The following is a 24242-nucleotide window of genomic DNA, read 5'->3' as shown; positions in this document are numbered from 1 at the left end:
CTGTCCCCGGGGATCCGCGCGCTGATCACTACCCGCGCAGGAAACTCACGATTCCCTCAGACATCCCTTGCGCTGCTTTCTGCCGCCAGTCGCCGCTGGTCAGCAGCGCCGCGTCTTTGCCGTCGCGCATGTTGCCGCACTCGATGAACACCTTGGGAACCGTTGACAGATTGAGACCGCCCAGGTCCGTGCGCGTGACCAGGCCGGTGCCGCCGCCGACGTAGTTGGAGGGGGCGCTGCCCGTCACGCGGACGAAGCCGCCCGCGATGCGCTGACCCAGTTCGGCGGAGGGGGCGACGATGGCCCGGGTGTCGGCCGCGCCGTCGTGCACGGAGCCCGGCAGGATCACGTGGAAGCCTCGGTTGCCGTCCCCCGACCCGTCGGCGTGGATCGAGATCGCGGCGTCGGCCTTCGCCTCGTTGCCGATCCGGGCCCGTTCGTCCACGCAGGGGCCGTACGGACGGTCGTCGTCCTGCGTCAGTTCCACGGTCGCGCCCTGCTCCTCCAGCAGCGTGCGCAGCCGGTGGGCGACGTCCAGGGTGAACTTCGCCTCGGGCCAGCCCGCGTCGGTGGCCGTGCCCGTCGTGTCGCACTCCTTCCAGTGCGTGCCGACGTTCACCTTGCGGTTGATCTCGGACGCGTGCCGGAAGTTGCCGGGGTTGTGGCCCGGGTCGATGACGACGACCTTCCCCTTGAGGGGGCCGTTCGCCCCGGCGGGCGCGGACCTCGAGGCGGAGGGCGACGGCTTCCTCGGGGTGGGCGAAGGGGAGGTGCCCGTGGGCGCCTTGGGGCCGGCGCTCGGGGAGGCCGGACCGTCCGAGGACGGTGCCGCCGACGTTCGCGCACCGCTCGCGCGGTCCGCACCGCCGCCGCCCCCGTCGTCCGGGCCGGCGACCGCCGCGTACACCCCCCAGCCGAGCAGCGCGCCGGGGACGAGCGCGGCGATCGCCACCGTCAGCGGGCGGCGCAGCGGGGAGCGGCGGGGCTGGGGTGGTTCGAAGTCCGGGCCTGTGTACGACACGTCAGCGACTCTAAACCGCGCCCTCAGATCCCCGTGCCCGTTCGCCGCAGGACGCGCAGTGAGTCGGTCACGGAGTCCTCCGTGAACGCGCCGGACGCGAGGGCCCGGAGGTAGACGCGGTACGGGGCCTGGCCGGTGAACTCGTCGGCCGGGTCCGGGAAGACGTCGTGGATGACCAGGAGGCCGCCGTCGGCGACGTGCCGGGCCCAGCCCTCGTAGTCGGCGCCCGCGTGCTCGTCGGTGTGGCCGCCGTCGATGAACACGAGGCCGAGGGGTGAGCCCCAGACCGACGCCACCTGGGGCGAGCGGCCCACCAGGGCCACCACGTGCTCCTCCAGCCCGGCCCGGTTGAGGGTGCGGCGGAAGGTGGGGAGGGTGTCCATCACGCCCAGTTCGGGGTCGACCGTCTCCGGGTCGTGGTACTCCCAGCCCGGCTGCTGCTCCTCGCTGCCCCGGTGGTGGTCGACGGTGAGCGCGGTGACCCCGGCCCGGCGGGCTGCGTCGGCGAGCAGCACCGCGGAGCGTCCGCAGTAGGTGCCGACCTCCAGCAGCGGCAGCCCGAGCCCGCCGGCCTCCACGGCCGCCGCGTACAGCGCGAGGCCCTCGTGCGTGGGCATGAACCCCTTCGCGCCCTCGAAGGCGGCCATGATCTCCGGCGTGGGTGCTGCCGCGGGCATGCGGGTCCTCTCGGTGGTACGTCCGGCGTGCGGCCCCATGCTGCCGCACCCCCCGCCGCGCGTTGCGGCAGGGGGTGCGGGCGGACCGGTGCGGTGGGGTGCGTGCGGTGCGGGTCAGGCGGTGACCGTCTCGCCCGGCAGGGACAGGTCCAGGTCGACCGGGCGGTGACCGGTGTGGGTCGCCGAGTGGGCGAGCGGGCCGTGGCCCGCGGCACGGGCGGCCAGGACGTACGGCCCCTCGGCGGGGACCGCGAGGGCGTAGCTGCCGTCACCGGCGGAGAGCGTCGCGCCCGCCTGGCGGCCGTGCCGGTCGATCAGCGTGACCTTGGCACGGGCGACGGGGACGCCGTCGGTGGTCAGCACCCGGCCGCGGAAGCCGGCCAGCGCCTGCTCGGCACGGGCCAGGTTGGCGTCCTCCTCGCTGCTCGCGCGCAGTTGCGTGGTGGACTCCGGGCGGCGGCGGGGGAGGAAGAAGGCCAGGGCCAGGCCCACGGCGACCGCGGCGGTGGCGATCAGGAACGAGACGCGGAAGCCGTGCATGGTGGGGACGGCGACGCCGCCCACGTCGTTCGCCGTGTTGGCGAGCACCATGCCGATGACGGCGCTCGACACCGACGTACCGATGGACCGCATCAGGGTGTTGAGGCCGTTGGCCGCGCCCGTCTCCGAGGCCGGGACCGCGCCGATGATCAGCGCGGGGAGGGAGGAGTAGGCGAGGCCGATGCCGGCGCCGATCAGCACCGAGGTGACGACGGTCTGCCAGGCGGCGTTCATCAGGCCGAGGCCGCCGCCGTAGCCGACCGCGATGATCAGCAGGCCGATGATCAGGGTGGTGCGGGGGCCGTAGCGGGCGGACAGGCGGGCGTAGACCGGCGCGGTGAACATCATCGTCAGGCCCAGCGGGGCCACGCACAGGCCCGCGACGACCATCGACTGGCCGAGGCCGTAACCGGTCTCCGAGGGCAGCTGGAGGAGCTGGGGCAGGACGAGCGAGATGACGTAGAAGGAGACCCCGACCATGATCGAGGCCAGGTTCGTGAGCAGGACCTCGCGGCGGGCCGTGGTGCGCAGGTCGACCAGCGGGGCGGCGACGCGCAGCTCCATCAGGCCCCACAGGAGCAGGATCACTACCGCGGCGGCGAACAGGCCCAGCGTGGTGGGCGAGGACCAGCCCCAGTCGCTTCCCTTGGTGATCGGCAGGAGAAAGAGGACCAGGCCGGCCGACAGACCGAGCGCACCCGGCAGGTCGAAGGAGCCCTTCGCGCGCAGCGGGGACTCGGGCACGACGAGGAGGGTCAGGGCGATGGCGAGGACGCCGAGGCCGGCGGCGCCGTAGAACAAGGCGTGCCAGTCGGTGTGCTGCGCGACCAGGGCCGCGGCGGGCAGCGCCAGACCGCCGCCGACACCGATCGAGGAGCTCATCAGCGCCATCGCCGAGCCCAGCCGCTCGCGCGGCAGCATGTCGCGCATCAGGCCGATGCCGAGAGGGATCGCGCCCATCGCGAAGCCCTGGAGGGTACGGCCGACGATCATCGGGAGCAGGGCGTCGGTGAACGCGCTGACCAGCGCGCCCGCCACCATCACCGACAGGCTGAGGATCAGCATGCGGCGCTTGCCGAACAGGTCGCCGAGCCGGCCCATGATCGGCGTGGCCACGGCTCCGGACAGGAGCGTGGAGGTCAGGACCCAGGTGGCGTTGCTGGACGAAGTGTCCAGGAGTCGGGGCAGGTCCTTGATGACCGGGACGAGCAGGGTCTGCATCACCGCGACGACGATGCCCGCGAAGGCGAGCACCGGGACGGTGGCTCCGGTCGCTCGCCGGGCGGGTTCGTCGGTCGTCGTGGGGGACACGGACATTGAGTGGGGCCTCCAGGCCGGGAGTCGGCGCATGCGTCTGAATCTGGTCTGCGTCTGTCGTCTAGGTGTGTGCACACTGAACCTCGTGCGCCGGGGCAACTATTCCGTTGCTTCGAGTCCCTAACTAATTCTTGACCTTCTCTTGGGAACCCGCCTACGCGCGGTTCACCTTCCGGTCGCCTAGGACTCCGGTCCTAGGACGGGACGGGCACCAAATGCCGATGCAAGGGGCGGACTCGGGTTGAGACCATGACACCCATGCTCGAAGCCATCGGCACCTCTGCCACCGCCCGAATCTCCGCCCGCCGCAGCCCTCCTCCCACCTGGCTGGTCGTCGCGCTCGCCTGCGCCGGACAGTTCCTGGTCGTCCTCGACGTGTCCGTCGTCAACGTCGCCCTGCCGTCGATGCGGGCCGATCTCGGCCTGAGCGCGCAGGGCCTGCAGTGGGTGGTCAACGCCTACGCCATCGCCTTCGCCGGCTTCATGCTGCTCGGTGGGCGGGCCGGTGACCTCTACGGGCGCAAGCGGATGTTCCTGGTCGGGCTCGGCCTGTTCACGCTCGCCTCGCTGGGCGGCGGGCTCGCGCAGGAGGGCTGGCAGCTGCTGCTCGCACGGGCCGTGCAGGGGCTGGGCGCGGCGGTGCTGGCGCCGTCGACGCTGACGATCCTGACCGCGGCGGTGCCGGAGGGCGCGGCGCGGGCGCGGGCGATCGCGACCTGGACCGCCGTGGGCGCGGGCGGCGGCGCGGCGGGCGGTCTGGTGGGCGGCGTCCTGGTGGACGGGCTGTCGTGGCGCTGGGTGCTGCTGATCAACGTCCCGGTGGGCGCGGTGGTGCTGGCCGGCGCCGTGCTGTGGCTCACCGAGAGCCGGGCCGGTGAGCGGCGGCGCCTCGACCTGCCGGGCGCACTGCTGGTGACCGCCGGTCTGGCCGCACTGGCCTACGGCATCTCGCAGACCGAGTCCGCGGGGTGGGCGGCGACGGTCACGCTCGTGCCGCTGCTCGCCGGGCTGCTGCTGCTCGGGCTGTTCCTGCTCGTCGAGGCGCGGACGGCGGCGCCGCTGATGCCGCCGGGGCTGCTGCGGCTGCGGTCGGTGGCGTCGGCGAACGTGGCGATGCTGGTGTCCGGCTCGTCGATGTTCTCGATGTGGTTCTTCATGACCCTGTACGCGCAGAACGTGCTGGGCTACTCCCCGCTGGAGGCCGGTCTCGCCCTGGTGCCCAGTTCGCTGGCGGTGGTCCTCGGGTCGAAGCTCGCGCCGCGGTTCATGCGGCGGATCGGGGCGCGGCACGTGGCCGTGCTGGGCACGCTGGTGGCGGCGGCCGGCTTCGGCTGGCAGTCGACGATGACGGCGGACGGGGCGTACGTCACCGCGATCATGATCCCCGGGGTGCTGATGATGCTGGGCGCGGGCCTGGCGGCGACTCCGCTGGCCTCGCTGGCCATCTCCGGGGCGGCGGCCGGGGACGCCGGGCTGGTCTCCGGGCTGATCAACACGTCCCGGACGATGGGGGGGTCGCTGGGGCTCGCGGTGATGTCGACGATCGCGGCGGCCCGGACCGGGGGAGAGGAAGCGGGGCCGGCCGCGCTGACGGACGGATACGCGCTGGTGTTCCGTACGGCGGCGGTCGTGCTGGTCGCCGGGGCGGTGCTGATGTGGGCGTGGCTGCCGGCGGGGAAGCGGGAGGAGAAGGGGGCGGACACGGGGGCGGTGTGAGCGGGGCGGCCGGTCAGACCCAGCCCTGCCGGGCCTCGCGCAGGGCTCCGGCCGCGGTCTTGCCGATGGCCGCGGCGAGGTGGTTGCGGACCGTCGGCCCGGACAGGTGCGGGCTGCCGGCGATGTCGGTGACGGCCGCGCCGTCGGCACCGGTCCGCAGCGCGTCGCACTCGCGGGCGGTGAGCGGGTTCCGGCCGGCGCATGAGCGCGGCGGCGGCGAGCGCGGGGTGCGGCGCGTCGGTCCCGCAGGGGTGACGCCACGGAGACGGCCGCGGCGGGCGACAGACGCTGTCGTCCGGGGCTCGGCAGGACGGACCTCACGGGTGGCCGGCGTCTGTCACGGGTCGACGGCGTCCCGTACGGTCGGGGCAGTCCGTGATCAACCGGGTCGAACAGGAGAGCCATGCCCATCGACGCAGCCGAGGCGCTCGCCGCCGCACCCCGCGTGCGGGAGATCGTCTGGGACCACAAGGACGTCCAGCTCTACCACCTCGGCATCGGCGCCGGCCTGCCCGCCACCGACCCGGGTGAACTGCGCTACGCCCTCGAGTCCCGGCTGCACGTGCTGCCCAGCTTCGCCACGGTCGCGGGCGGCGGCGCACCCGGCGTCACCGGCGCACTGTCCGGGCCCGGCGTCGATGTCGACCTCGCCCGCGTCCTGCACGGCGGGCAGCGGCTGCGCCTGCACCGGACCGTTCCCGCGCGGGGCCGGGCTCGCGCGGCCTCACGCGTGGTCGCCGTGTACGACAAGGGCACGGCGGCCGTCCTCGTCCTGCGCACCGACGTCACCGACGCGGACGGTCCGCTGTGGACCGACGAGGCCGAGGTCTTCGTACGCGGGGAGGGCGGCTGGGGCGGTGAACGGGGACCGTCCGGCCGTCCGGGGCCGGTGCCGGACGGGGCGCCGGATCACGTGGCCGAGCGGGCCGTACGCGAGGACCAGGCCCTGCTCTACCGGCTGTCCGGCGACTGGAACCCCCTGCACGCCGACCCGGAGTTCGCCGCGCGCGCCGGCTTCGAGCGGCCCGTCCTGCACGGGCTGTGCAGCTACGGCGCCACCCTCAAGTCGGTCGTGGACACGCTGCTGGACGGCGACGTGAGCCGGGTGCGGGAGTACCGGACGCGGTTCACCGGGGTCGTGTACCCGGGGGAGACGCTGCGGGTGCGGATGTGGCGGGCGATGGCGCCGGAGGGGGGCGGGACGGTGCGGGCGGACGTGAGCGTGCGCGAACGAGGCGATGCGGTCGTGCTCGCCGACACCGTGGTGCGGTACTCGCCGACACCCTGACGCGGTGTGCGTGACGGCCAACGGCTCCGGCCCGGTCCGTCGGATGTGACGGACCGGGCCGGAGCCGCTCGCTGTACGTGTCCCGCGGCCGTCAGGCGGCCGCTTCGGACTCCTCGGCCGGCTTGCGGTGGCGGCCCCGCGGAACCTGGGCACCGTCCTGGCTGGACACCGGTCCCCGGTGCCTGCCGTGGCCGGTCCCGGTCTCGGATACGTCGGCGCCGTCGGCCTGCATGGGCTGGGTCGTGCTGGCGTCGTTCATCGGAAGGAATTCACCCCGTCAACATGATCTTTCCTACAGCCGGGCGAGTCTAACCGGCACCCCGCGGGCCGAATCCAGGCGACCGTGCCAACCGGCACTACTTCGTTACAAGCCGTGCCAGCGGGGCCTGTTGCAGCGGTACGGGGCGCGGTGGGGACGGAGCCGGGGCGTCCGGTTCCGTCACCTCCGACGCGTCCTCCACACCGGGCGCGAGTGACTGCTCGGGAGCCGGTGCGGGGGGCTCGGCAGGAGGCGACGACTCCGCCCTCCCCTCCCTCGTCCGCACGCTGCCCGCGTCAGGTGGCGCGGGCAGCCGCGCCACCCCGCACGGCGACTGCGGCGTGGCGCACGGCAGCCGCAGCTCCCCGTCCGCGGTCCACAGCCCGGCGCCGGTCAGCCACCCCGCGGGCGCCGGAAGGTGACGCACCCGCCGTTCGTCGGGCCGCCACACCGCGACCCAGCTGCCGAGCGCGCCGTCCACGCGCAACGCCACCGCGCACCGTTCCGGCGTCAGCGCCTGACCCGGCTGGATCGCGAACGGCGTCACCACGCAGTCCGGCAGCCGCAGGCACTGAGGGAAGCGCACCGGCAGGGTGCTGCCCAGCACCCCCCAGCCCAGCCGGTCCTGCCCCGGCGAGGGCGCGTCCGAGCGGATCAGCACCAGCCCGCTGTCCGGGTCGGCCAGCAGTAGCCGGTCGTCGCTGTCCGCGGCGATCTGCAGCAGCGGGGACACCTCGCCGTCCCGCTCCAGGTCCAGTACGACCGCCTTGGTGCGCCCGTCCGTCTCCCGGTCCACGGCCAGTATCCGGCCCGTGCGGTCCAGCCAGACCCCGCCCGAGCAGCGCCCGGGAATCTCGGCCAGCCGCTCGGGCCCGAACGCGCCGCCCGCCACCTGCCACAGCACCGTCGAGCGGAAGCCGGTGGCGAGGGCGTACGCACGCTCCCCGCCCGGGGCCGGGGGCAGCAGCCGCAGCACGGTGGTGTCCGCCGGGCACTCGACCGCGCCGAGCGGCAGTTCGCCGGTGCCGGGTCCGGTCGGGTACAGCAGCGAGAAGAAGTGCCGTCCGGCCGCCACGCGGTGGACCAGGACCCGCCCGTCGCCCATCGGCTGCACCTCGGTGCCGGGCTCCTCCGGCTGGTTGCCGGGCAACGGCACCGCGTACGGTTCCGGACCGTCCAGGGTCCAGCGCTCCGGGTACCAGCAGTCCCCGCGACGGGCGAGGCGTGCGGCGTAGGCGCCCTCGGCGGTGATGCTGCAGCCCGCCGGTGGCGGGCCGTCGTTCCCGGGCGCCGCAGAAGGCTCGATAGCACAGGCTGTCATCGTTCGGTCACCTCCAGCGACGAAGCTAGTTTTCGTACGCGCGGGCGGGGGACCGGCGAGAGTCCGCATCACACGTACGTGTGGCACAGGAACGATTCGCCTGAGGGGCGTGCGGGGTGTGTGCTGTGCCCGGCCGGGGCGGGAGCCGGGGAACCGCCGCGGGTACGACGGCGCAGTACAGGCAGGTAGCCTTGCACCCGTGCCCCGTCTGTCAGAAGTCATCGCCGCGCTGGAGAGCCTGTGGCCCGCCGAGCGGGCCGAGTCCTGGGACGCGGTCGGCACCGTCGTGGGCGACCCCGACCAGGAGGTCTCCCGGGTCCTGTTCGCCGTCGACCCGGTCCAGGAGATCGTCGACGAGGCGGTGGAACTGGGCGCCGACCTGCTCGTCACCCACCACCCGCTGTACCTGCGGGGGACGACGACCGTCGCGGCCTCCACCTTCAAGGGCCGCGTGGTGCACACGCTCATCAAGAACGACGTCGCGCTGCACGTCGCCCACACCAACGCCGACACCGCCGACCCGGGTGTCTCCGACGCGCTGGCCGGCGCCCTCGGCCTGCGCGTCGGAGGGCCCCTGGTGCCGGACCCGACCGACCCGCACGGGCGTCGGGGCCTCGGCCGCGTGTGCGAGCTCGAGCACCCGCTGACCGTGCGCGAGCTCGCCGCCCGCGCCGCGGAGCGGCTGCCCGCCACCGCGCAGGGCATCCGCGTCGCCGGTGACCCGGAGGCCGTAGTCCGCACGGTCGCCGTCAGCGGCGGCTCCGGCGACAGCCTCTTCGACCTCGTGCGGGCGGCCGGCGTCGACGCGTTCCTCACCGCGGACCTGCGCCACCACCCGGTCTCGGAGGCCCGCGCCCACAGTCCCCTCGCGCTGCTCGACGCGGCGCACTGGGCCACCGAATGGCCCTGGTGCGAGCTGGCCGCGGCCCAGCTCGACGAGATCTCCGACCGTGAGGGATGGGACCTGAGGGTCCACGTCTCCAGAACGGTCACCGACCCCTGGACCGCCCACGCGGCGTCCGCCCCGACCTCCGACGCAATGGGAGCCCCCAACTGAAAGCCGAGTCCGCCGACCAGATCCGACTTCTGGACGTCCAGGCCCTCGACGTCCGCCTCCAGCAGCTCGCGCACAAGCGCAGGTCCCTGCCCGAGCACGCCGAGATCGAGTCGCTGACCAAGGACCTCACGCAGTTGCGCGACCTGCTCGTGGCCGCCCAGACCGAGGAGAGCGACTGCGCCCGCGAGCAGACCAAGGCCGAGCAGGACGTGGACCAGGTGCGCCAGCGCGCCACCCGCGACCAGCAGCGCCTGGACTCGGGCGCCGTCACCTCCCCGAAGGACCTGGAGAACCTCCAGCGTGAGATCGCCTCCCTCGCCAAGCGGCAGGGCGACCTCGAGGACGTCGTCCTGGAGGTGATGGAGCGCCGCGAGTCCGCGCAGGAGCGGGTCGCCGAGCTGACCGAGCGGGTCGGTTCCGTGCAGGGCAAGCTCGACGACGCCGCCGGGCGCCGGGACACGGCCGTCGGGGAGCTGGACGCCGAGGCGGCCTCGGTGACCAAGGAACGCGAGGTCATCGCGGCCTCCGTCCCCGCCGACCTGCTGAAGCTCTACGACAAGCTGCGCGAGCAGCAGGGCGGCGTCGGCGCGGCCAAGCTGTACCAGCGCAGCTGCCAGGGCTGCCGCCAGGAGCTGGCGATCACCGAGCTGAGCGAGATCCGCTCGGCGGCGCCCGACACGGTCGTACGCTGCGAGAACTGCCGCCGCATCCTGGTGCGCACGGCGGACTCGGGCCTGTAGGGAGCCGGTTCGGTGGCAGTTCCGGTGGCGGAGGCGGGTGCCGGTCTGGTGCGGGAGTTCGTGGTCGAGGCCGACGGCGGGTCGCGGGGCAACCCGGGGCCCGCGGGCTACGGCGCGGTGGTGCTGGACGCGGCGACGGGGCAGACCCTGGTCGAGGCGGCCGAGTACCTGGGCGTCGTCACGAACAACGTGGCCGAGTACCGGGGCCTGCTGGCCGGTCTGCGCGCGGCGCGGGAACTGGACCCGGACGCGACCGTGCACGTCCGGATGGACTCCAAGCTCGTCGTCGAGCAGATGTCGGGCCGCTGGAAGATCAAGCACCCCGACATGAAGCCGCTGGCGGCCGAGGCGGCGCGGATCTTCCCCGCCGGGCGGGTGACGTACGAGTGGATCCCGCGCGCCGGCAACAAGCACGCCGACCGCCTGGCCAACGAGGCGATGGACGCGGGAGCGCGCGGCGAGCAGTGGTCGCCGTCGGCGTCGACTGCGGAACTGGACGCCGGGCGCTCCGCCGGTGCCCCTGGCGCGGGGGACGCCGACGCACGGACGCGTACCGGCGCCGCGGATGCCGCCGGTACCGGCGGCGGGCTCGCCGCGGCGGGCGCTGAGGGAGTCGCCGCCGACCCCGGGGCGGCGGGTGCTGCGGGTGCTGCCGCGGCGGGTGTAGGGGAAGCCGTCGTCGCACCTACTGCGGCGGGCGCCGGGGAAATCACCGCCGACGACCCCACCGCCGCAAGCACCGCGCCAGCCGCCGGCTCCGCGCCAGCCGCAAGCACCGCCCCAGCCGTCGGCAACGCCACCGGTCCCGCCGGTCCCGCCGGCATGGAAGCCGCCACGGCCGCCGACGTCCGGGCCGCGAAGACCGTGGCCTCACCCGGCTGGGGACCCCCCGACATGGGCGCCCCCGCCACCTTCGTCCTGCTCCGGCACGGGGAGACGCCCCTGACGCCGCAGAAGAGGTTCTCCGGGAGCGGCGGCAGCGACCCGTCCCTGTCGGCCGCCGGCCGCGAGCAGGCCGAGAAGGTCGCCGCGAGCCTCGCCCGGCGCGGCACGATCCAGGCGATCGTCACGTCCCCCCTGGCCCGCACCCGCGAGACCGCCGGCATCGTCGCCGCCCGCCTCGGCCTGGAGGTGACGGTCGAGGAGGGGCTGCGGGAGACCGACTTCGGCGCCTGGGAGGGGCTGACCTTCGGCGAGGTGCGCGAGCGTCACCCCGACGACCTGACCGCCTGGCTGTCCTCGCCGGACGCGGAGCCGACCGGCGGCGGCGAGAGCTTCGCGGCGACCGGCGCCCGTGTCGCCGCCGCCCGGGACAAGCTGGTCAGGGCGTACGCGGGCCGCACGGTCCTGCTGGTCTCCCACGTCACGCCGATCAAGACGTTCGTCCGCCTCGCCCTGGGTGCCCCGCCCGAGTCGCTGTTCCGCATGGAGCTGTCGGCGGCGTCGCTGTCGGCGGTGGCGTACTACGCGGACGGCGGCGCGAGCGTCCGCCTGTTCAACGACACGTCCCACCTGCGCTGAGCGAGGCCGCCGCACGGGCCAGCGCCTCGACCCGTCCCCAGTCCCGGCCGGTCACCGCGTCCTTGGGCAGCATCCAACTGCCCCCGACGCAGCCGACGTTGGGCAGCGCGAGGTAATCCGGCGCGGAAGCCGGCCCGATGCCCCCCGTCGGGCAGAAGCGGGCCTGCGGCAGCGGGGCGGCGAGCGCCTTGAGGTAGGCGGTGCCGCCCGCGGCCTCGGCCGGGAAGAACTTCATCTCCCGCACCCCGCGCTCCAGCAGCGCCACCACCTCCGACGTGGTCGACACCCCCGGCAGGAACGGCACCCCGGACGCCCGCATCGCCTCCAGCAGCGCATCGGTCCACCCCGGGCTCACCAGGAACCGCGCCCCGGCCGCCACGACCTCCCCCACCTGTCCCGGCGTGATGACCGTGCCCGCGCCGACCACCGCGCCCGGCACTTCTGCGGCGATCACCCGGATCGCGTCGAGCGCGACCGGCGTCCGCAGCGTCACCTCGATCGCGGGCAGCCCGCCGGCGACGAGCGCCCGGGCGAGCGGCACCGCGTCCGCGAGATCGTCGACGACCACGACCGGGACGACCGGGGCGAGGTCCAGCACGGAGGCGGGGGAGGAGGAGGGCAGCGGTGAACTCATGCCCTCATCGTGCCGTCGAGGAGTATCAGGTGCAACGCGCGTTGCGCTGCGTGCAACGGGTGCTCCGGTCCCTTCAGTGGACCTCCGCCACCAGCACGTCCAGCGCCCACGGCTTCCCCGCCTTCGCGGGAGCCTCCGCCTCCACCTCGTACCCGAGATCACGCAGCGCCTCGACCAACTCGGCGGGCCCGGCCGGAGCACTCCCGGACGTCAGCAGGCTCCGCACGATGCGCCCCTTGGTCGCCTTGTTGAAGTGGCTGACCACCTTCCGGGTGGGCGCGTGCAGCACCCGCACGGTCGCCGTCCGTCCGGCGACCTCCCCCTTCGGCTTCCAGGCCGTCGCGTACGCCGCCGAGCGCAGGTCCAGCACCAGCCCGTCACCGGCCGCGTCCGGCAGCACCTCGGCCATCGGCGCCCGCCAGTAGGCGCCCAGCGCGCCGAGCGCGGGCAGCTTCACGCCCATCGAGCACCGGTAGGAGGGAATCCGGTCGGTCACCCGCACCGCGCCCCACAGCCCGGAGAACACCAGCAGCGAACGCGCGGCCCGCTTCCGCGCCGCCGTGTCGAGCGAGGCCAGGTCCAGGGCGTCGTACAGCACACCCGTGTAGATCTCGCCGGCCGGTCGCGCCCCGGCCGTGCGCAGCTCCGCGTTCTTGGCGACCTCGCCGCGCAGCCCCTCGCTCAGTCCGAGTACCTCGCGCGCCTTCTCCTCGTCCCCGGCGCACAGCTCGACCAGCTCACCGAGGACGGTCTCCCGGGCGGGGGTCAGCCCGGGGAGCGACAGCGACTCCGGCTTCAGCGGTGCGCCCCGGCCGGACGCGGCCTTCCCCTCGGACGGCGGCAGCAGGACAAGCACACGTACTCCTTCACATCGAGCTCTGGCCCTCGGTCAGGGTACGGCGTGGCCCTCCCGTGCCTGGTCGACGGCCCGTACGAGCTCCCCGGGATCGTCGGCGTGCAAGCGCACGACACGTACCTCGTGCCGCCGCCCGAAGAAGGCGGCATGGGTGACGGGCTCGATGAGTTCGAGGGTGACGGAGGTCTGAGCCCCCACGGCGAGATCGAGCTCACCCTCCGTCCGCTCCTGCGTCGTCCGCAGCTCCCGGCGCACGGACGCGATCCGCTCCAGCGGTATCCGCAGGTCGACGTGGACGGCCCGGCGGATCCGCAGCGTGCCGCCGACGGGGTCCAGGACGTGCGGCCGGACCACGGAAGCGGCGTGCAGCCCGATCACGACGACGATGGTGTACACGTCCAGGACCAGCACCACGTGGTGCACGGTGGGCCAGTCCCGCAGCAGCACGGACATCATCATGGTCTCGATCACGCACACGAACGCGAACCCGAACATCATCGCGCCCTGCCCCCGTGCGTACCCGAAGGCCGTACCGCCGGGCACCGTCCCGTGGGTCCGCCGGCTCGCCCACAGCACCAGACTGGCCAGCAACCGCAACTCGTGCCGGACCATGAGCCAGGCAATCCTCGCGAAGCGCGGGCCGCTCACGACCGCCCCCGCGCGACGATCCCCAAGGCCAGCCGGATCGCCTCCGCCTGCCCCGGAGCGAAGTCGGCGTACATGGCGCGCAGGAAGCTGTGGCCGGAGTCGAGCTCGACGCCCTCCTCGGGCAGCATCTGGGCGGGCAGGCACTCGGCGAGCACCCGGGCCGCCTCCGCCACCCGCGGATCATCGACGTCGACGTCCGCCAGCTCGTCGAGCAGCGCGTACGCCCGATGCGCCTGTGCCACCGCCTCCGGTGTACCCAGGGCGCCACGCAGCGCGGCCAGCAGCCCCTCCCGGTCCTCCGGCGCCGTCGTGCTCTCCAGCAGCGCCAGCATCTCGCGGTCCCGTACGGCCATGGGGGAGCCGGAGACGTCCCCCATCCCCGCGAACAGCTCGGCCAGCTCCGGCGAGACCGGCCCCTCGGCCGGCAGCCCGCCCTCCGCCGCCAGCAGCGCCCGCAGCCGCGCGCGGCGCTCCCGGATCGCCGCCTCCTGCCGCGCGAGGTCCGCGTCCAGTTCCTCCAGCACCTCTGCGAGATCCTTCCCGGCCTCGTCCGCGAGCACGTCCCGCACCTCCGCGAGCCCGAGCCCCAGCTCGGTCAGCCGCCGGATCCGGGCCAGCACGACGACGTGCCGCAGGGTGTACGTCCGATAGCCGTTGGCCAGCCGTTCCGGTTCGGGCAGCAGGCGCTGGTGGTGGTAGTGCCGCACGGTCCGCGTGGTGACGCCGACGACGTCGGCGAGTTCTCCGATCCGCATGGCTCCAGTGGAGACGTTGACGTTGCGGCAGGGTCAAGCGGGACGAGGGTCCGGCTTCCGAACGGCGCCGCCGGTCCTGTGCCGCGATCGAGGGAACGGTTTCCGATCTCACGGGCAGGTGATCAGCCAGAACCCCAGCCTGGCGAGCGACCGGAGGGGGGCGTGACCTGACTGCCATGGCACACGCACCGATCACGCGGGACCTCCTGCTGGACCTTCTCTGAGCCCGTCCGCAGGTCACCCGCCCGCCCGGTACCATGGTCGACACGGCAGACGAGCCGGGCGGGCGGCCGCGTGGAGTCCCTTGCGGGACTTCCCGAGGAACGTCCGGGCTCCACAGGGCAGGGTGATGGCTAACGGCCACCCGGGGTGACCCGCGGGACAGTGCCACAGAAAGCAGACCGCCGGAGGCTTCGGTCCCCGGTAAGGGTGAAACGGTGGTGTAAGAGACCACCAGTGCCCAGGGCGACCTGGGCAGCTAGGTAAACCCCACCCGGAGCAAGGTCAAGAGGGGCGCCGTGAAAAGCGCTCTGCGCGGACGATCGAGGGCTGCCCGCCCGAGTCCGCGGGTAGACCGCACGAGGCCGGTGGCAACGCCGGTCCTAGATGGATGGCCGTCGCCGGCGGGACCGCGAGGACCCGCCGGAACAGAACCCGGCGTACAGCCCGACTCGTCTGCCCCCTCCTCCGGCGCGCGGCCGGCCCTCACTCGAACGCCGGCACGAGCCGCTCCGCGATCAGTCGCAGCCGCGTGTCCACGTCCGCCGCCTCCGGCAGGTCCCGCCCCGTGAACGCCTTCACCGGAGTCGCCGACCGCCTCTCGGTCGCGGGTACGCCCGAGGAGTGCCGGGAGAAGATCGAACGGGACATCGCCCCCAGCGGCGTGATGTCCGGGGCGGTTAGTCCGATGCCGCGGGCCAGGTCGCCGGCGGCGATCGCGTCGATGACCGGCGTGAACCCGGCACGGTCGACGCCACTGCGGAGGAGGTTGTTCCTCCGGTACTCGGCGCCCGCCCTTCCCGCGGTTGTCCAGAGGGCGGACGGTCGAAAGTTTCGGGTGAGTGGGTCGGCATTTCTGGTGCAGAGGTCGTCCTTTGTCCTGTGAGGCGACCCCGATGGTCGTTGAACTGCGCCTGAGCAGTGAAGTGGGTTGATGTGCGGTCGACGAGGGGAGGGCGAAGCTTTCGAAATATTTACCGAAACTGTTGACGCTTGACGAGTGCAGGCCAACACTGGCGCCGTTGTTCGAACCGTGCAGGACCTCCAGGAGAGGAAGCACCCCCCATGAACCTGCTCGCACAACCGGGGCGCCGCAGAAGCGGCCCCCTCACGCTGCTCGTCAGGAGCGCCTGGGCCGTCGCGCTGGCCGCCCTCGCCGCCATGATGCTGCCGGGCACCGCCCACGCCGGCACGGTCGTCACGACCAACCAGGAGGGCACCAACAACGGCTACTACTACTCGTTCTGGACCGACAGCCAGGGCACCGTCTCCATGGACATGGGCTCCGGCGGCCAGTACAGCACCTCCTGGCGCAACACCGGCAACTTCGTCGCCGGCAAGGGCTGGAGCAACGGCGGACGCCGGACCGTGCAGTACTCGGGCACCTTCAATCCGTCCGGCAACGCGTACCTGGCCCTCTACGGATGGACGTCGAACCCGCTCGTCGAGTACTACATCGTCGACAACTGGGGCACCTACCGGCCCACGGGCGAGTTCAAGGGCACCGTGACCACCGACGGCGGCACCTACGACATCTACAGGACGACGCGTTACAACGCGCCCTCCGTCGAAGGGACCCGCACCTTCGACCAGTACTGGAGCGTGCGTCAGTCCAAGCGGACCGGTGGCACCATCACCACCGGCAACCACTTCGACGCCTGGTCGCGGGCAGGGATGCCGCTGGGCAACTTCAGCTACTACATGATCATGGCCACCGAGGGCTACCAGAGCAGCGGCAGCTCCGACATCACGGTCGGGGGGACCAGTGGCGGCGGTGGCGGTGGCGGCGGTGGCGGCGGTGGGTGCACCGCGACGCTGTCCGCCGGGGAGAAGTGGGGGGACCGGTACAACCTCAACGTGTCCGTCAGCGGGTCCAGCGACTGGACCGTGACGATGAACGTGCCGGCCCCGGCGAAGGTCATGTCGACCTGGAACGTCAACGCCACGTACCCCAGTGCGCAGGTGCTCACCGCCCGTCCCAACGGCAACGGGAACAACTGGGGGGCCACCATCCAGGCCAACGGCAACTGGACCTGGCCGTCGGTCTCCTGCAGCGCGGGCTGACCCGGACACGGAGGAGAGAGGAGGAGCCGCTCCCATGAGAACGAGATCCCGTCCGCCCCTGCGGTCCCTGGTCACCGCCGTCTCCGTCGCCGCGCTGGCCGCCGCCGGCACCGTCGCCGCCGACGCCGCGCCCGCGCGGGCCGCCGCCTGCAACGGCTACGTCGGGCTGACCTTCGACGACGGCCCGTCCGGCAGCACCGGGGCGCTGCTCGACGCGCTCAGGCAGAACGGGCTGCGGGCCACGATGTTCAACCAGGGCCAGTACGCGGCCCAGAACCCGTCCCTGGTCCGGGCGCAGGTCGACGCCGGCATGTGGGTCGCCAACCACAGCTACACCCATCCGCACATGACCCGGCTGAGTCAGGCGCAGATGGATTCGGAGATCTCCCGGACGCAGCAGGCCATCGCGAACGCGGGCGGTGGCACGCCGAAGCTCTTCCGCCCGCCGTACGGCGAGACCAACGCCACGCTGCGCGCGGTCGAGGCCAAGTACGGGCTGACCGAGGTGATCTGGGACGTCGACTCGCAGGACTGGAACAACGCCAGTACCGACGCGATCGTGCAGGCCGTCTCCCGGCTGGGCGACGGCCAGGTCATCCTCATGCACGACTGGCCCGCCAACACCCTCGCGGCGATCCCGCGCATCGCGCAGGCCCTTGCGGGCAAGGGCCTGTGCTCCGGCATGATCTCGCCGCAGACCGGGCGTGCCGTGGCCCCCGACGGGGGCGGCGACGGCGGCGGAGGTGGTGGCGGAGGGGGTTGTACCGCGACCTTGTCCGCCGGGCAGCGGTGGGGGGACCGGTACAACCTCAACGTCTCGGTGAGCGGGTCCAATGACTGGACCGTGACGATGAACGTGCCGTCCCCGGCCCGGGTCATGTCGACCTGGAACGTCAACGCCAGTTACCCCAGTGCCCAGGTGCTGACAGCCAAGTCCAACGGCAGCGGCAACAACTGGGGCGCCACCATCCAGGCCAACGGCAACTGGACCTGGCCGACGGTCTCCTGCAACACGGGCTGAGCCCGGACCAGATGGGCCGAGGGGTCCGGGGGCGGGTGTGCCTCCCGGGCCCCCTTCCTCCCCGCGGGCGCGCCGGGGCGAGGGCGGGCGCCGCGTCAGCACCAGCGGGTGCCGGGGCAGTTCCAGCCATCGCCTCCGCCGGACGAGCCTCCGGAGCTGCCTGAGCCGTCCGGCAGGCCGTTCGGGAAGGTGCTACTGCGGTCCCGGTCGCCGGGGAACGGGTCGCTGTAGTCCGGGTCTCCGTCGCCGTCCCGGTCCGGCAGGTTCGGCTCGTCGCCGTCCTCACGGTCCGGATTCGGGCAGCCGTTCTCCGGATCGGTTAGTTCCAGGGTCACCCGGTCGTCGACGGTGACGTCCCCGCCCTCGGCCGGGTCCGTCGCGCACACCCGCCAGTCGTCGTACTCGCCCTCGTCGGGCAGCTGGTCGTTGAGGTACGCCGTGTCCGCGCGTACGTCCTCGGCCGGGACGATTCCGAGATCCACGACCTCCTTCTGCGCCGTCTTCCAGGTCTTCCAGATCAAGTCCGGCATCTTCGGCCAGGGGATCGCTCCGCCGTCCGTCCGGGGACACGGGGCGCCGGTCTGCACCGCGCCGAAGTCGATCGTCTTCGTGCCGGCCGACGTCCAGCCGGTCCGCTGGAAGCAGACGGTCCAGTTGAGCCGCAACATGATGCTCTTGTCCTGGTCGGACGCGTCGTGCTCGTCGACGCCGAACCCGGCTGCCTCGGCCGCCTCCCGCGCCTCGTCCAACGGCATGCCCCGGTAGTCCACGGCCTTCGGGCGGGGCTTGGGCGCCGGTTCGCTGTCATCCCCGGCCGTCGGTGAGGGTGACGCCGAGGTCAGGGCATCAGCCGCACCTCCCGTCGCCCTGCCCTTGCCGTCCGCCTCCGCCTCCGCCACCGTGCTCGGCGCCCCGTCCTTGGGCGGATCCGGTAGAACCGCGCCGAGCAGCGCCATGGCGCCGACGGTGGCCGCCACCTTCACGCCCTTCTGCCAGGGGCTGTCCGTCCAGACCAGGACGATCGCGGCGATCAGGATCACGAAGCCCAGATACTCGTTGACCAGGCCGAACAGCGGCACGGCGAGGACGGAGCCGACGCGGGCCGGAGTGGTCAGCCACCAACGAGTACCGGGAGTCGCCGGGCCGGGGAACGGCGGAGGCGTGGGAGGAGCGGGCGGGCGGTGCATGGGCGGGGCCTCCGACGGAGCAGGGTCATGACGGACCCGCGAGGTCACTCCGGCCGTCTGTCGAGCGACCGCATCGTACAGAGTCGCTGTGGCGAGGCCCGCCCTGCGCCCCCAAGGAACGGCCCGCCACCCGCGCCAGATGCCGCTCGAACACCTCCCGCGCCTCGGGCGTCAGCGTGCGCAGTGCCACCATGGCCGTGATCACGACGTCGCACAGCTCCGCCTCGACGTCGTCCCACGTGTGGGTGACTCCCTTGCGCGGGTTCTGGCCGGTCGCGCCGATCACCGCCTCGGCAACCTCGCCGACCTCCTCGGACAGCTTCAGCATCCGCAGCAGCAGGCCCTCCCTGCCGCCGACGGGCTGGTCCGCCTCCAGCCACTTCCACAGGGCGTCGATGGTGGTCCACAGGTCGGTGCGGGTGGCGGGGGCGGTGCCGAGGTCGTCGTCGCTCATGGCGGGCAGCCTGCCACGGAGGGCGGGCGGTACGTCAGTCGAACAGGGGCTCCTGCTGCCCCTCCGCCGCCTTCCGTACCCGCTTGTTCCGCGCCCCGACCACCACCGCCGTGGCCGCCGCCGTCACCGCCAGTGCGGCCGGGACCATCCAGTTCCGGTTGACCGCGTGACCGAGGGCGTGGTCGAGGGAGAGACGACCCGGACCCGAGACCGCGAGGCCCGCCGCCGTCAGGCCGAGGGACACCGCGTACTCGTAACCGCCGGCCTGGGCGAAGAAGCCGTTGGGGGCGTGGACCGCGGCGGCGCCGGCCATCGCGCCGGCCGCGGCGGCGCCCGCGGCGGGGGTGGCGAGGCCCAGGGCCAGCAGCGCCCCGCCGCCCGCCTCCGCGAGGCCCGCCGCGGTGGCACTGGCCCGGCCGGGCGCGTAGCCCATGGCCTCCATGGCCTGACCGGTCCCCTCGATGCCGCCACCGCCGAACCAGCCGAGCAGCTTCTGCGCGCCGTGCGCGGCCAGGACACCGCCGGTGCCCAGCCGGAGCAGCAGCAGGCCCAGATCACGCCGGTCATGACAGTTCACGTCGACTCCCTCGCGGACGGCGGTTGATCACACCACTCACCACCGTCGCCCGCGGGTGCCGCGCGGGCCCCTCGCGGGTGCCATTGGAGTGAAGGGCGGGAGGGCGGGGAGCCCGCGGTCGGGTGGCGGGGGATCGCCGGCGGTGTGACTCTGGCCGGCATGACGATTCAGACCACGCGACTGAGCGACCCGGCCGTCCGCGCCTTCGTCGCCGCCGTCAACGCGCACGACCGTGACGCCTTCCTGGCCACGCTCGCGCCGGACGCCACCATGGCCGACGACGGGGACGACCGGGACCTCGCCCAGTGGATCGACCAGGAGATCTTCTCCTCCAACGGGCACCTGGAGGTCGACAACGAGTCGAACGGCGGACGTGCCCTCATCGCCCGCTACCGCAACGACACCTGGGGCGAGATGCGGACTCGGTGGAGCTTCACCGTGGGTGACGACGGCCGGATCGCGCGGTTCGAGACCGGGCAGGCGTGAGGGGAGGGGGCGCGAGGGCGGCAGCCGCAAGACGCGGCAGCCGTTCCGCCCCCCCCCGCCGGCGCGTCTCCCGCCCCACGCGGGAATTCACCCCAGCCGGTGCCGCGGAACGGCTGCCGCCTCCCCCCTCGGGATGGCTCGCGGAGCCGCACGGAAGGCTTGGTCGCCAAGTGTGAAGCTCCTGTGAAGGAGAGTTGAGCATAAGTCCGCCACCGGCCGCAATAGTGCGGACTTCGATATTCCGATTGTGTGGATCGAGGGGCGACTTCCCGTGCCCCCTCCTCAGCCGCGACCCACGTACGGCATCGCCGTCGCCATGACCGTCGCGAACTGCACGTTCGCCTCCAGCGGCAGCTGCGCCATGTGCCGCACCGTGCGCGCCACGTCGGCGACGTCCATCACGGGCTCGGGTGCCGTCTCCCCGTTGGCCTGGAGCGCGCCGGTCTGCATGCCGGCCGTCATGTCGGTCGCCGCGTTGCCGATGTCGATCTGGCCGACCGCGATGCCGTAAGGCCTGCCGTCCAGCGACAGTGACTTGGTCAGACCGGTCAGCGCGTGCTTGGTCGCCGTGTACGCCACCGAGTGCGGGCGCGGGGTGTGTGCCGAGATCGAGCCGTTGTTGATGATCCGGCCGCCCGGCGGGTCCTGCTCCTTCATCTGCCGGTACGCCGCCTGCGCGCACAGGAACGCGCCGTTGAGGTTGGTGTCCACCACGTGCCGCCAGGCCTCGTAGGGCAGCTCCTCGACCGGCACCCCGCCCGGGCCGAACGTCCCTGCGTTGTTGAACAGCAGGTCCAGTCGTCCGAAGCGGTCGCGCACGGCGGCGAACAGGGCCTCGACGTCCCCGGGGCGGGACACGTCGGCGCGGACCGGGAGCACTGACGCGCCCTCCGGTGCCCGTGCCGCCGTCTCCTGCAGCCTCTCAGGGCGCCGGCCCGCCAGGGCCACCGACCAGCCGGACGCGAGCAGTTCGACGGCGACCGCCCGGCCGATGCCGGAACCGGCTCCCGTCACGAGGGCTACCTTCTGCGCGCCGGTGTTCTCCTCGGCGGCGGTTCTCACGGTGTTCATGAGTCGGCAGCGTACGCGTGGCCGAACATGCGGAACTCATGCGTCCGACATGGGATCGCCATGTTCGCGCCAAGACAATGTCGTCCCCGGCCATTCGAATGCCCCCTGCAACCACCGCAAGGGGAGGAACGGATGACACCCGCGAACCACCAGGGCCCGACCCGGTCCGGGGCCACGCCCTCGCACGCGCCCGAACTCCGCGCCGCCGCCCGGCACCTGGGCCGCCGTCGCTTCCTGACCGTCACCGGCGCCGCCGCCGCGCTCGCCTTCTCCGTGAACCTGCCGTCCGCCGGCACCGCGAGCGCCGCCGAACTCGACCCGGCGCAGCTCACCGACGACCCCTTCACCCTCGGCGTCGCCTCCGGCGACCCGCAGCCCGACTCCGTCCTGCTGTGGACGCGCCTGGCCCCCGTCCCGTACCGGGCCGACAGCGGGCTGCCCGCCAAACGCGTCGACGTGTCCTGGGAGTTGGCGCTCGACGAACGCTTCCGCCGCGTGGTCAGACGGGGCCGGGCCACCGCGCACCCCGAGTTCCACCACACCGTGCACGTCGAGGTCGACCACCTCGCGCCCGGCCACGTCTACTACTACCGCTTCCGCGCGGGACGGTACGTCAGCCCGGCCGGCCGCACCCGGACCGCGCCCGCCCAGCGCAGCCGGGTCTCCGACCTCACCTTCGGCCTGGTCTCCTGCCAGCGCTACGACCAGGGCCACTACACGGCGTACAAGCACCTGGCGCAGGAGGACGTGGACGTCGTCTTCCATCTCGGCGACTACCTCTACGAGTACGCCGTGAACTCCAGCGGCGGCTCCCGCGCCTACCCCGCGGGCACCCTGCCGGACCTCTTCAACCGCGAGACGGTGACGCTGGAGGACTACCGCCTGCGGTATGCCCTCTACAAGTCGGACCCCGACCTCAGGGCCGCGCACGCCGCGCACCCGTTCGTCGTCACCTGGGACGACCACGAGACCGAGAACAACTACGCCGACGAGACGCCCGAGAACAGCGTCCCGCCGGAGGAGTTCCTCATCCGCCGCGCCGCCGCCTACCGGGCCTACTGGGAGAACATGCCGCTGCGCCGCCCCCAGCTCCCCGACGGCCCGGACCTCAAGCTCTACCGCCGCCTCCACTGGGGCCGGCTCGCCCAGTTCGACGTCCTCGACACCCGCCAGTACCGCTCGAACCAGGCCCACCGTGACGGCTGGCAGTTCCCCGGCCCCGAGTCCGAGGACCCGAGCCGCACCCTGACCGGCGAGGCCCAGGAACGCTGGCTGATCAACGGCTGGCACCGGTCCGACGCCCTGTGGAACGTGGTGCCCCAGCAGGTCACCTTCTCCCGGCGGTTCAACTCGACCAGCACCCCGTCCAAGGTCTCCATGGACTCCTGGGACGGCTACCCGGCCTCCCGCGAGCGGGTGCTGGCCGGCGCGCAGGCCGCCGGCGTGGAGAACCTGATGGTCCTCACCGGCGACGTGCACGTCCACTACGGCTTCGACATCAAGCGGGACTTCGACGACCCCGGCTCCCGGACCCTGGGCACCGAGATCGTCACCACGTCCGTCACCAGCGGGCGCGACGGCTCCGAGAAGCCCGCCAACTGGGACACCCTCATGGCCGCCAACCCGCACCTGAGGTTCTTCAACGGGCTGCGCGGTTACACGACCGTCTCGCTCGGCCGGGAGCTGGCGCGGGCCGACTTCAAGACGGTCTCCCACGTGACCACCGAGGGCGCGCCGCTCACGACCGCCGCCTCCTTCGTGACCGAGGTCGGGGAGCAGGGGCTCAAGCCGGCGTGACCGCGCGCTCCTCGCCGGGGTAGCGGACGCCGACGCGGTCCCGGATCACGTCCAGCGTCCGCATCACGGCCAGTGTGCCGTCCAGCGGGACCAGCGGGGACTCGGCCTCACCGGCGTGCAGGGCGCGCATCACCTCCCGGGCCTCGTGCTTGAGACTGGCCCGGGGCCCGTCGGCCGGGTCCGCCCGGAATTCCTGAGGCTCCTTGCCGTCGCGGTGCAGCACGAAGTGGTCCGGGAAGAAGAAGCCGTACGGGACGTCGATGCGGCCCTCGGACCCGGTGACCGACGCCGAGTTGGGCGTGCCGCCGGTGATGGAGCAGTGCACGGAGGCGAGCGCGCCGCCGTCGTAGGAGAGCAGCGCGCCCGTCTGGAGGTCGACGCCCTCCTCGGAGAGCACCGCCCGCGCGACGACGTCCGACGGCTCGCCGAGCAGCAACTGCGCGAACGACACCGGGTACACACCCAGGTCGAGCAGCGCGCCGCCTCCCTGCGCGGGGTCGCGCAGCCGGTGTGCGGGCGGGAAGGGGCCCGCCAGCCCGAAGTCCGCCTGCACGCTGCGGACCTCGCCGATCGCGCCGTCGTCGACCAGCGCCTTCAGGCGCCGGACCAGCGGGTTGCAGTACATCCACATCGCTTCCATCAGGAAGCTGCCGCCCGCGCGGGCGAGCGCGACGAGTTCCTCCGCCTCGCGCACGTTCAGCGTGAACGGCTTCTCGCACAGCACGTTGCGCCCCGCCTCCAGGCACAGGCCGGCGGCCGCCCGGTGCGCCGAGTGCGGGGTGGCGACGTACACCACGTCGACCTCCTCGTCCCGGGCGAGCGTCTCCCAGTCGCCGTACGCCCGGGATATCCCGAACCGCTCCGCGAACGCCTTCGCCGACGCCTCCGTCCGCGAGGCCACCGCCACGACCTCCGCGTCCGGCAGATCGACCAGATCCGCCGTGAACGTCGCCGCCATCCCACCGGTCGCCAGAATCCCCCAGCGCACCTTCTGCCCGGTCACCGCTGACACCCTG

Annotated in this window: 25 protein-coding genes and 1 other RNA gene; 10 read left to right on the top strand and 16 right to left on the bottom strand. The window is 73.1% G+C overall.

Annotated elements, in window-relative coordinates; translation table 11 throughout:
* Positions 1-28 precede the first annotated feature (28 nt).
* The 3 genes from IE142_RS00575 to IE142_RS00565 all read right to left on the bottom strand — a co-directional run bounded on the left by IE142_RS00575 (position 29) and on the right by IE142_RS00565 (position 3549).
* Positions 29-1021 carry an N-acetylmuramoyl-L-alanine amidase gene (locus IE142_RS00575; RefSeq protein ID WP_191883869.1) on the bottom strand — a complete coding sequence of 331 codons (993 nt, stop codon included), beginning with the start codon at positions 1019-1021 and terminating at the stop codon, positions 29-31.
* A gap of 23 nt (positions 1022-1044) precedes the next feature.
* Positions 1045-1698 carry a class I SAM-dependent methyltransferase gene (locus IE142_RS00570; RefSeq protein WP_043373547.1) on the bottom strand — a complete coding sequence of 218 codons (654 nt, stop codon included), beginning with the start codon at positions 1696-1698 and terminating at the stop codon, positions 1045-1047.
* A 114-nt stretch (positions 1699-1812) separates the two neighbouring features.
* Positions 1813-3549, bottom strand: a complete 1737-nt coding sequence (locus IE142_RS00565; RefSeq protein WP_191884409.1) for an MFS transporter — start codon at positions 3547-3549, stop codon at positions 1813-1815.
* A 264-nt stretch (positions 3550-3813) separates the two neighbouring features.
* Here IE142_RS00565 and IE142_RS00560 point away from each other — a divergent pair, with 264 nt between their 5' ends.
* Positions 3814-5271 (top strand): MFS transporter, encoded by a 1458-nt coding sequence (locus tag IE142_RS00560; RefSeq protein WP_229830098.1) that lies wholly within the window; start codon positions 3814-3816, stop codon positions 5269-5271.
* 13 nt (positions 5272-5284) lie between these two features.
* Here the strand turns inward: IE142_RS00560 and IE142_RS00555 are convergent, their stop codons facing one another.
* On the bottom strand, positions 5285-5431 hold the full coding sequence (locus IE142_RS00555; RefSeq protein ID WP_191884408.1) for a hypothetical protein: 147 nt from the start codon (positions 5429-5431) through the stop codon (positions 5285-5287).
* 243 nt (positions 5432-5674) lie between these two features.
* Between IE142_RS00555 and IE142_RS00550 the strand changes: the two genes are divergently transcribed.
* On the top strand, positions 5675-6559 hold the full coding sequence (locus IE142_RS00550) for a MaoC family dehydratase (protein ID WP_191883867.1): 885 nt from the start codon (positions 5675-5677) through the stop codon (positions 6557-6559).
* 91 nt (positions 6560-6650) lie between these two features.
* Here IE142_RS00550 and IE142_RS00545 read toward each other — a convergent pair whose 3' ends face one another.
* Both IE142_RS00545 and IE142_RS00540 read right to left on the bottom strand, forming a co-directional pair.
* The gene (locus IE142_RS00545) at positions 6651-6818 is read right to left on the bottom strand and encodes a hypothetical protein (protein ID WP_078948966.1); all 168 of its coding nucleotides are present in this window, start codon (positions 6816-6818) and stop codon (positions 6651-6653) included.
* Between the two features lie 97 nt (positions 6819-6915).
* Positions 6916-8139, bottom strand: coding sequence for a hypothetical protein (locus IE142_RS00540; protein WP_191883866.1), 1224 nt, complete (start codon positions 8137-8139; stop codon positions 6916-6918).
* A 199-nt stretch (positions 8140-8338) separates the two neighbouring features.
* On the opposite strand from IE142_RS00540, the gene IE142_RS00535 reads away from it, so the two are divergent.
* From IE142_RS00535 to IE142_RS00525, 3 genes are read left to right on the top strand one after another with little or no spacing between them, the layout of a single operon-like run.
* Positions 8339-9196 (top strand): Nif3-like dinuclear metal center hexameric protein, encoded by an 858-nt coding sequence (locus tag IE142_RS00535; RefSeq protein ID WP_191883865.1) that lies wholly within the window; start codon positions 8339-8341, stop codon positions 9194-9196.
* Positions 9193-9936, top strand: a complete 744-nt coding sequence (locus IE142_RS00530) for a zinc ribbon domain-containing protein (protein WP_107489123.1) — start codon at positions 9193-9195, stop codon at positions 9934-9936. The genes IE142_RS00535 and IE142_RS00530 overlap by 4 nt, the downstream gene beginning before the upstream one ends.
* A gap of 48 nt (positions 9937-9984) precedes the next feature.
* Positions 9985-11457 (top strand): bifunctional RNase H/acid phosphatase, encoded by a 1473-nt coding sequence (locus IE142_RS00525; RefSeq protein WP_191884407.1) that lies wholly within the window; start codon positions 9985-9987, stop codon positions 11455-11457.
* Here IE142_RS00525 and eda read toward each other — a convergent pair.
* The 4 genes from eda to IE142_RS00505 all read right to left on the bottom strand — a co-directional run bounded on the left by eda (position 11432) and on the right by IE142_RS00505 (position 14350).
* Positions 11432-12091 carry a bifunctional 4-hydroxy-2-oxoglutarate aldolase/2-dehydro-3-deoxy-phosphogluconate aldolase gene (gene eda, locus IE142_RS00520; protein ID WP_191883864.1) on the bottom strand — a complete coding sequence of 220 codons (660 nt, stop codon included), beginning with the start codon at positions 12089-12091 and terminating at the stop codon, positions 11432-11434. The genes IE142_RS00525 and eda overlap by 26 nt on opposite strands.
* Before the next feature lie 73 nt (positions 12092-12164).
* Positions 12165-12947 carry a peroxide stress protein YaaA gene (yaaA, locus tag IE142_RS00515; protein ID WP_191883863.1) on the bottom strand — a complete coding sequence of 261 codons (783 nt, stop codon included), beginning with the start codon at positions 12945-12947 and terminating at the stop codon, positions 12165-12167.
* Positions 12948-12980: 33 nt separating this feature from the next.
* Entirely contained in the window at positions 12981-13559 is a 579-nt protein-coding gene (locus tag IE142_RS00510) for a hypothetical protein (RefSeq protein ID WP_191883862.1), read from the bottom strand.
* A gap of 32 nt (positions 13560-13591) precedes the next feature.
* On the bottom strand, positions 13592-14350 hold the full coding sequence (locus IE142_RS00505) for a MerR family transcriptional regulator (protein ID WP_191883861.1): 759 nt from the start codon (positions 14348-14350) through the stop codon (positions 13592-13594).
* A gap of 274 nt (positions 14351-14624) precedes the next feature.
* Between IE142_RS00505 and rnpB the strand changes: the two genes are divergently transcribed.
* Positions 14625-15028, top strand: an RNA gene (gene rnpB, locus IE142_RS00500) — RNase P RNA component class A.
* Between the two features lie 27 nt (positions 15029-15055).
* On the opposite strand, the gene IE142_RS00495 is transcribed toward rnpB, so the two are convergent.
* On the bottom strand, positions 15056-15220 hold the full coding sequence (locus tag IE142_RS00495; protein WP_191883860.1) for a hypothetical protein: 165 nt from the start codon (positions 15218-15220) through the stop codon (positions 15056-15058).
* Between the two features lie 414 nt (positions 15221-15634).
* On the opposite strand from IE142_RS00495, the gene xynA reads away from it, so the two are divergent.
* Positions 15635-16633: an endo-1,4-beta-xylanase XynA gene (xynA, locus tag IE142_RS00490; RefSeq protein ID WP_191883859.1), complete on the top strand. Its 999-nt coding sequence runs from the start codon at positions 15635-15637 to the stop codon at positions 16631-16633.
* A 34-nt stretch (positions 16634-16667) separates the two neighbouring features.
* Entirely contained in the window at positions 16668-17654 is a 987-nt protein-coding gene (locus IE142_RS00485; RefSeq protein WP_191883858.1) for a polysaccharide deacetylase family protein, read from the top strand.
* A gap of 95 nt (positions 17655-17749) precedes the next feature.
* Here IE142_RS00485 and IE142_RS00480 read toward each other — a convergent pair whose 3' ends face one another.
* Genes IE142_RS00480 through IE142_RS00470 form a run of 3 tightly spaced genes read right to left on the bottom strand, consistent with a single transcriptional unit; the run spans position 17750 to position 19872 of the window.
* Positions 17750-18841, bottom strand: a complete 1092-nt coding sequence (locus IE142_RS00480) for a PASTA domain-containing protein (RefSeq protein ID WP_191883857.1) — start codon at positions 18839-18841, stop codon at positions 17750-17752.
* Positions 18842-18866: 25 nt separating this feature from the next.
* Positions 18867-19295 (bottom strand): MazG-like family protein, encoded by a 429-nt coding sequence (locus IE142_RS00475; RefSeq protein WP_229830096.1) that lies wholly within the window; start codon positions 19293-19295, stop codon positions 18867-18869.
* A 34-nt stretch (positions 19296-19329) separates the two neighbouring features.
* Positions 19330-19872, bottom strand: coding sequence for a DoxX family protein (locus IE142_RS00470; protein ID WP_191883856.1), 543 nt, complete (start codon positions 19870-19872; stop codon positions 19330-19332).
* Between the two features lie 159 nt (positions 19873-20031).
* On the opposite strand from IE142_RS00470, the gene IE142_RS00465 reads away from it, so the two are divergent.
* Entirely contained in the window at positions 20032-20358 is a 327-nt protein-coding gene (locus tag IE142_RS00465) for a nuclear transport factor 2 family protein (protein ID WP_191883855.1), read from the top strand.
* Positions 20359-20640: 282 nt separating this feature from the next.
* Here IE142_RS00465 and IE142_RS00460 read toward each other — a convergent pair whose 3' ends face one another.
* On the bottom strand, positions 20641-21429 hold the full coding sequence (locus IE142_RS00460) for an SDR family oxidoreductase (RefSeq protein ID WP_191883854.1): 789 nt from the start codon (positions 21427-21429) through the stop codon (positions 20641-20643).
* 132 nt (positions 21430-21561) lie between these two features.
* Here IE142_RS00460 and IE142_RS00455 point away from each other — a divergent pair, with 132 nt between their 5' ends.
* Complete coding sequence (locus tag IE142_RS00455; protein WP_191883853.1) at positions 21562-23226, top strand: alkaline phosphatase D family protein; 1665 nt, start codon at positions 21562-21564, stop codon at positions 23224-23226.
* Here the strand turns inward: IE142_RS00455 and IE142_RS00450 are convergent.
* The gene (locus IE142_RS00450; RefSeq protein WP_191883852.1) at positions 23213-24229 is read right to left on the bottom strand and encodes a Gfo/Idh/MocA family protein; all 1017 of its coding nucleotides are present in this window, start codon (positions 24227-24229) and stop codon (positions 23213-23215) included. The genes IE142_RS00455 and IE142_RS00450 overlap by 14 nt on opposite strands.
* Positions 24230-24242: the final 13 nt, after the last annotated feature.

The sequence above is a fragment of the Streptomyces mutabilis genome (genome assembly GCF_014649815.1).
Taxonomy (GTDB): Bacteria; Actinomycetota; Actinomycetes; order Streptomycetales; family Streptomycetaceae; genus Streptomyces; species Streptomyces mutabilis.
The sequence above is the reverse complement of the archived record's forward strand: the minus strand, read 5'-3'. Positions and strand labels throughout refer to the sequence as shown.

Excerpts from the sequence above, each read along its gene's own strand:
- IE142_RS00510 (WP_191883862.1), bottom strand. The coding sequence starts at position 13,559 with ATGGTCCGGCACGAGTTGCGGTTGCTGGCCAGTCTGGTGCTGTGGGCG.
- eda (WP_191883864.1), bottom strand. The coding sequence starts at position 12,091 with ATGAGTTCACCGCTGCCCTCCTCCTCCCCCGCCTCCGTGCTGGACCTC.
- IE142_RS00460 (WP_191883854.1), bottom strand. The coding sequence starts at position 21,429 with ATGAACACCGTGAGAACCGCCGCCGAGGAGAACACCGGCGCGCAGAAG.
- IE142_RS00560 (WP_229830098.1), top strand. The coding sequence starts at position 3,814 with ATGCTCGAAGCCATCGGCACCTCTGCCACCGCCCGAATCTCCGCCCGC.
- IE142_RS00480 (WP_191883857.1), bottom strand. The coding sequence starts at position 18,841 with ATGCACCGCCCGCCCGCTCCTCCCACGCCTCCGCCGTTCCCCGGCCCG.
- IE142_RS00540 (WP_191883866.1), bottom strand. The coding sequence starts at position 8,139 with ATGACAGCCTGTGCTATCGAGCCTTCTGCGGCGCCCGGGAACGACGGC.
- IE142_RS00505 (WP_191883861.1), bottom strand. The coding sequence starts at position 14,350 with ATGCGGATCGGAGAACTCGCCGACGTCGTCGGCGTCACCACGCGGACC.
- IE142_RS00485 (WP_191883858.1), top strand. The coding sequence starts at position 16,668 with ATGAGAACGAGATCCCGTCCGCCCCTGCGGTCCCTGGTCACCGCCGTC.
- IE142_RS00550 (WP_191883867.1), top strand. The coding sequence starts at position 5,675 with ATGCCCATCGACGCAGCCGAGGCGCTCGCCGCCGCACCCCGCGTGCGG.
- IE142_RS00455 (WP_191883853.1), top strand. The coding sequence starts at position 21,562 with ATGACACCCGCGAACCACCAGGGCCCGACCCGGTCCGGGGCCACGCCC.
- IE142_RS00465 (WP_191883855.1), top strand. The coding sequence starts at position 20,032 with ATGACGATTCAGACCACGCGACTGAGCGACCCGGCCGTCCGCGCCTTC.
- IE142_RS00475 (WP_229830096.1), bottom strand. The coding sequence starts at position 19,295 with ATGAGCGACGACGACCTCGGCACCGCCCCCGCCACCCGCACCGACCTG.
- IE142_RS00495 (WP_191883860.1), bottom strand. The coding sequence starts at position 15,220 with ATGTCCCGTTCGATCTTCTCCCGGCACTCCTCGGGCGTACCCGCGACC.
- IE142_RS00545 (WP_078948966.1), bottom strand. The coding sequence starts at position 6,818 with ATGAACGACGCCAGCACGACCCAGCCCATGCAGGCCGACGGCGCCGAC.
- xynA (WP_191883859.1), top strand. The coding sequence starts at position 15,635 with ATGAACCTGCTCGCACAACCGGGGCGCCGCAGAAGCGGCCCCCTCACG.
- IE142_RS00570 (WP_043373547.1), bottom strand. The coding sequence starts at position 1,698 with ATGCCCGCGGCAGCACCCACGCCGGAGATCATGGCCGCCTTCGAGGGC.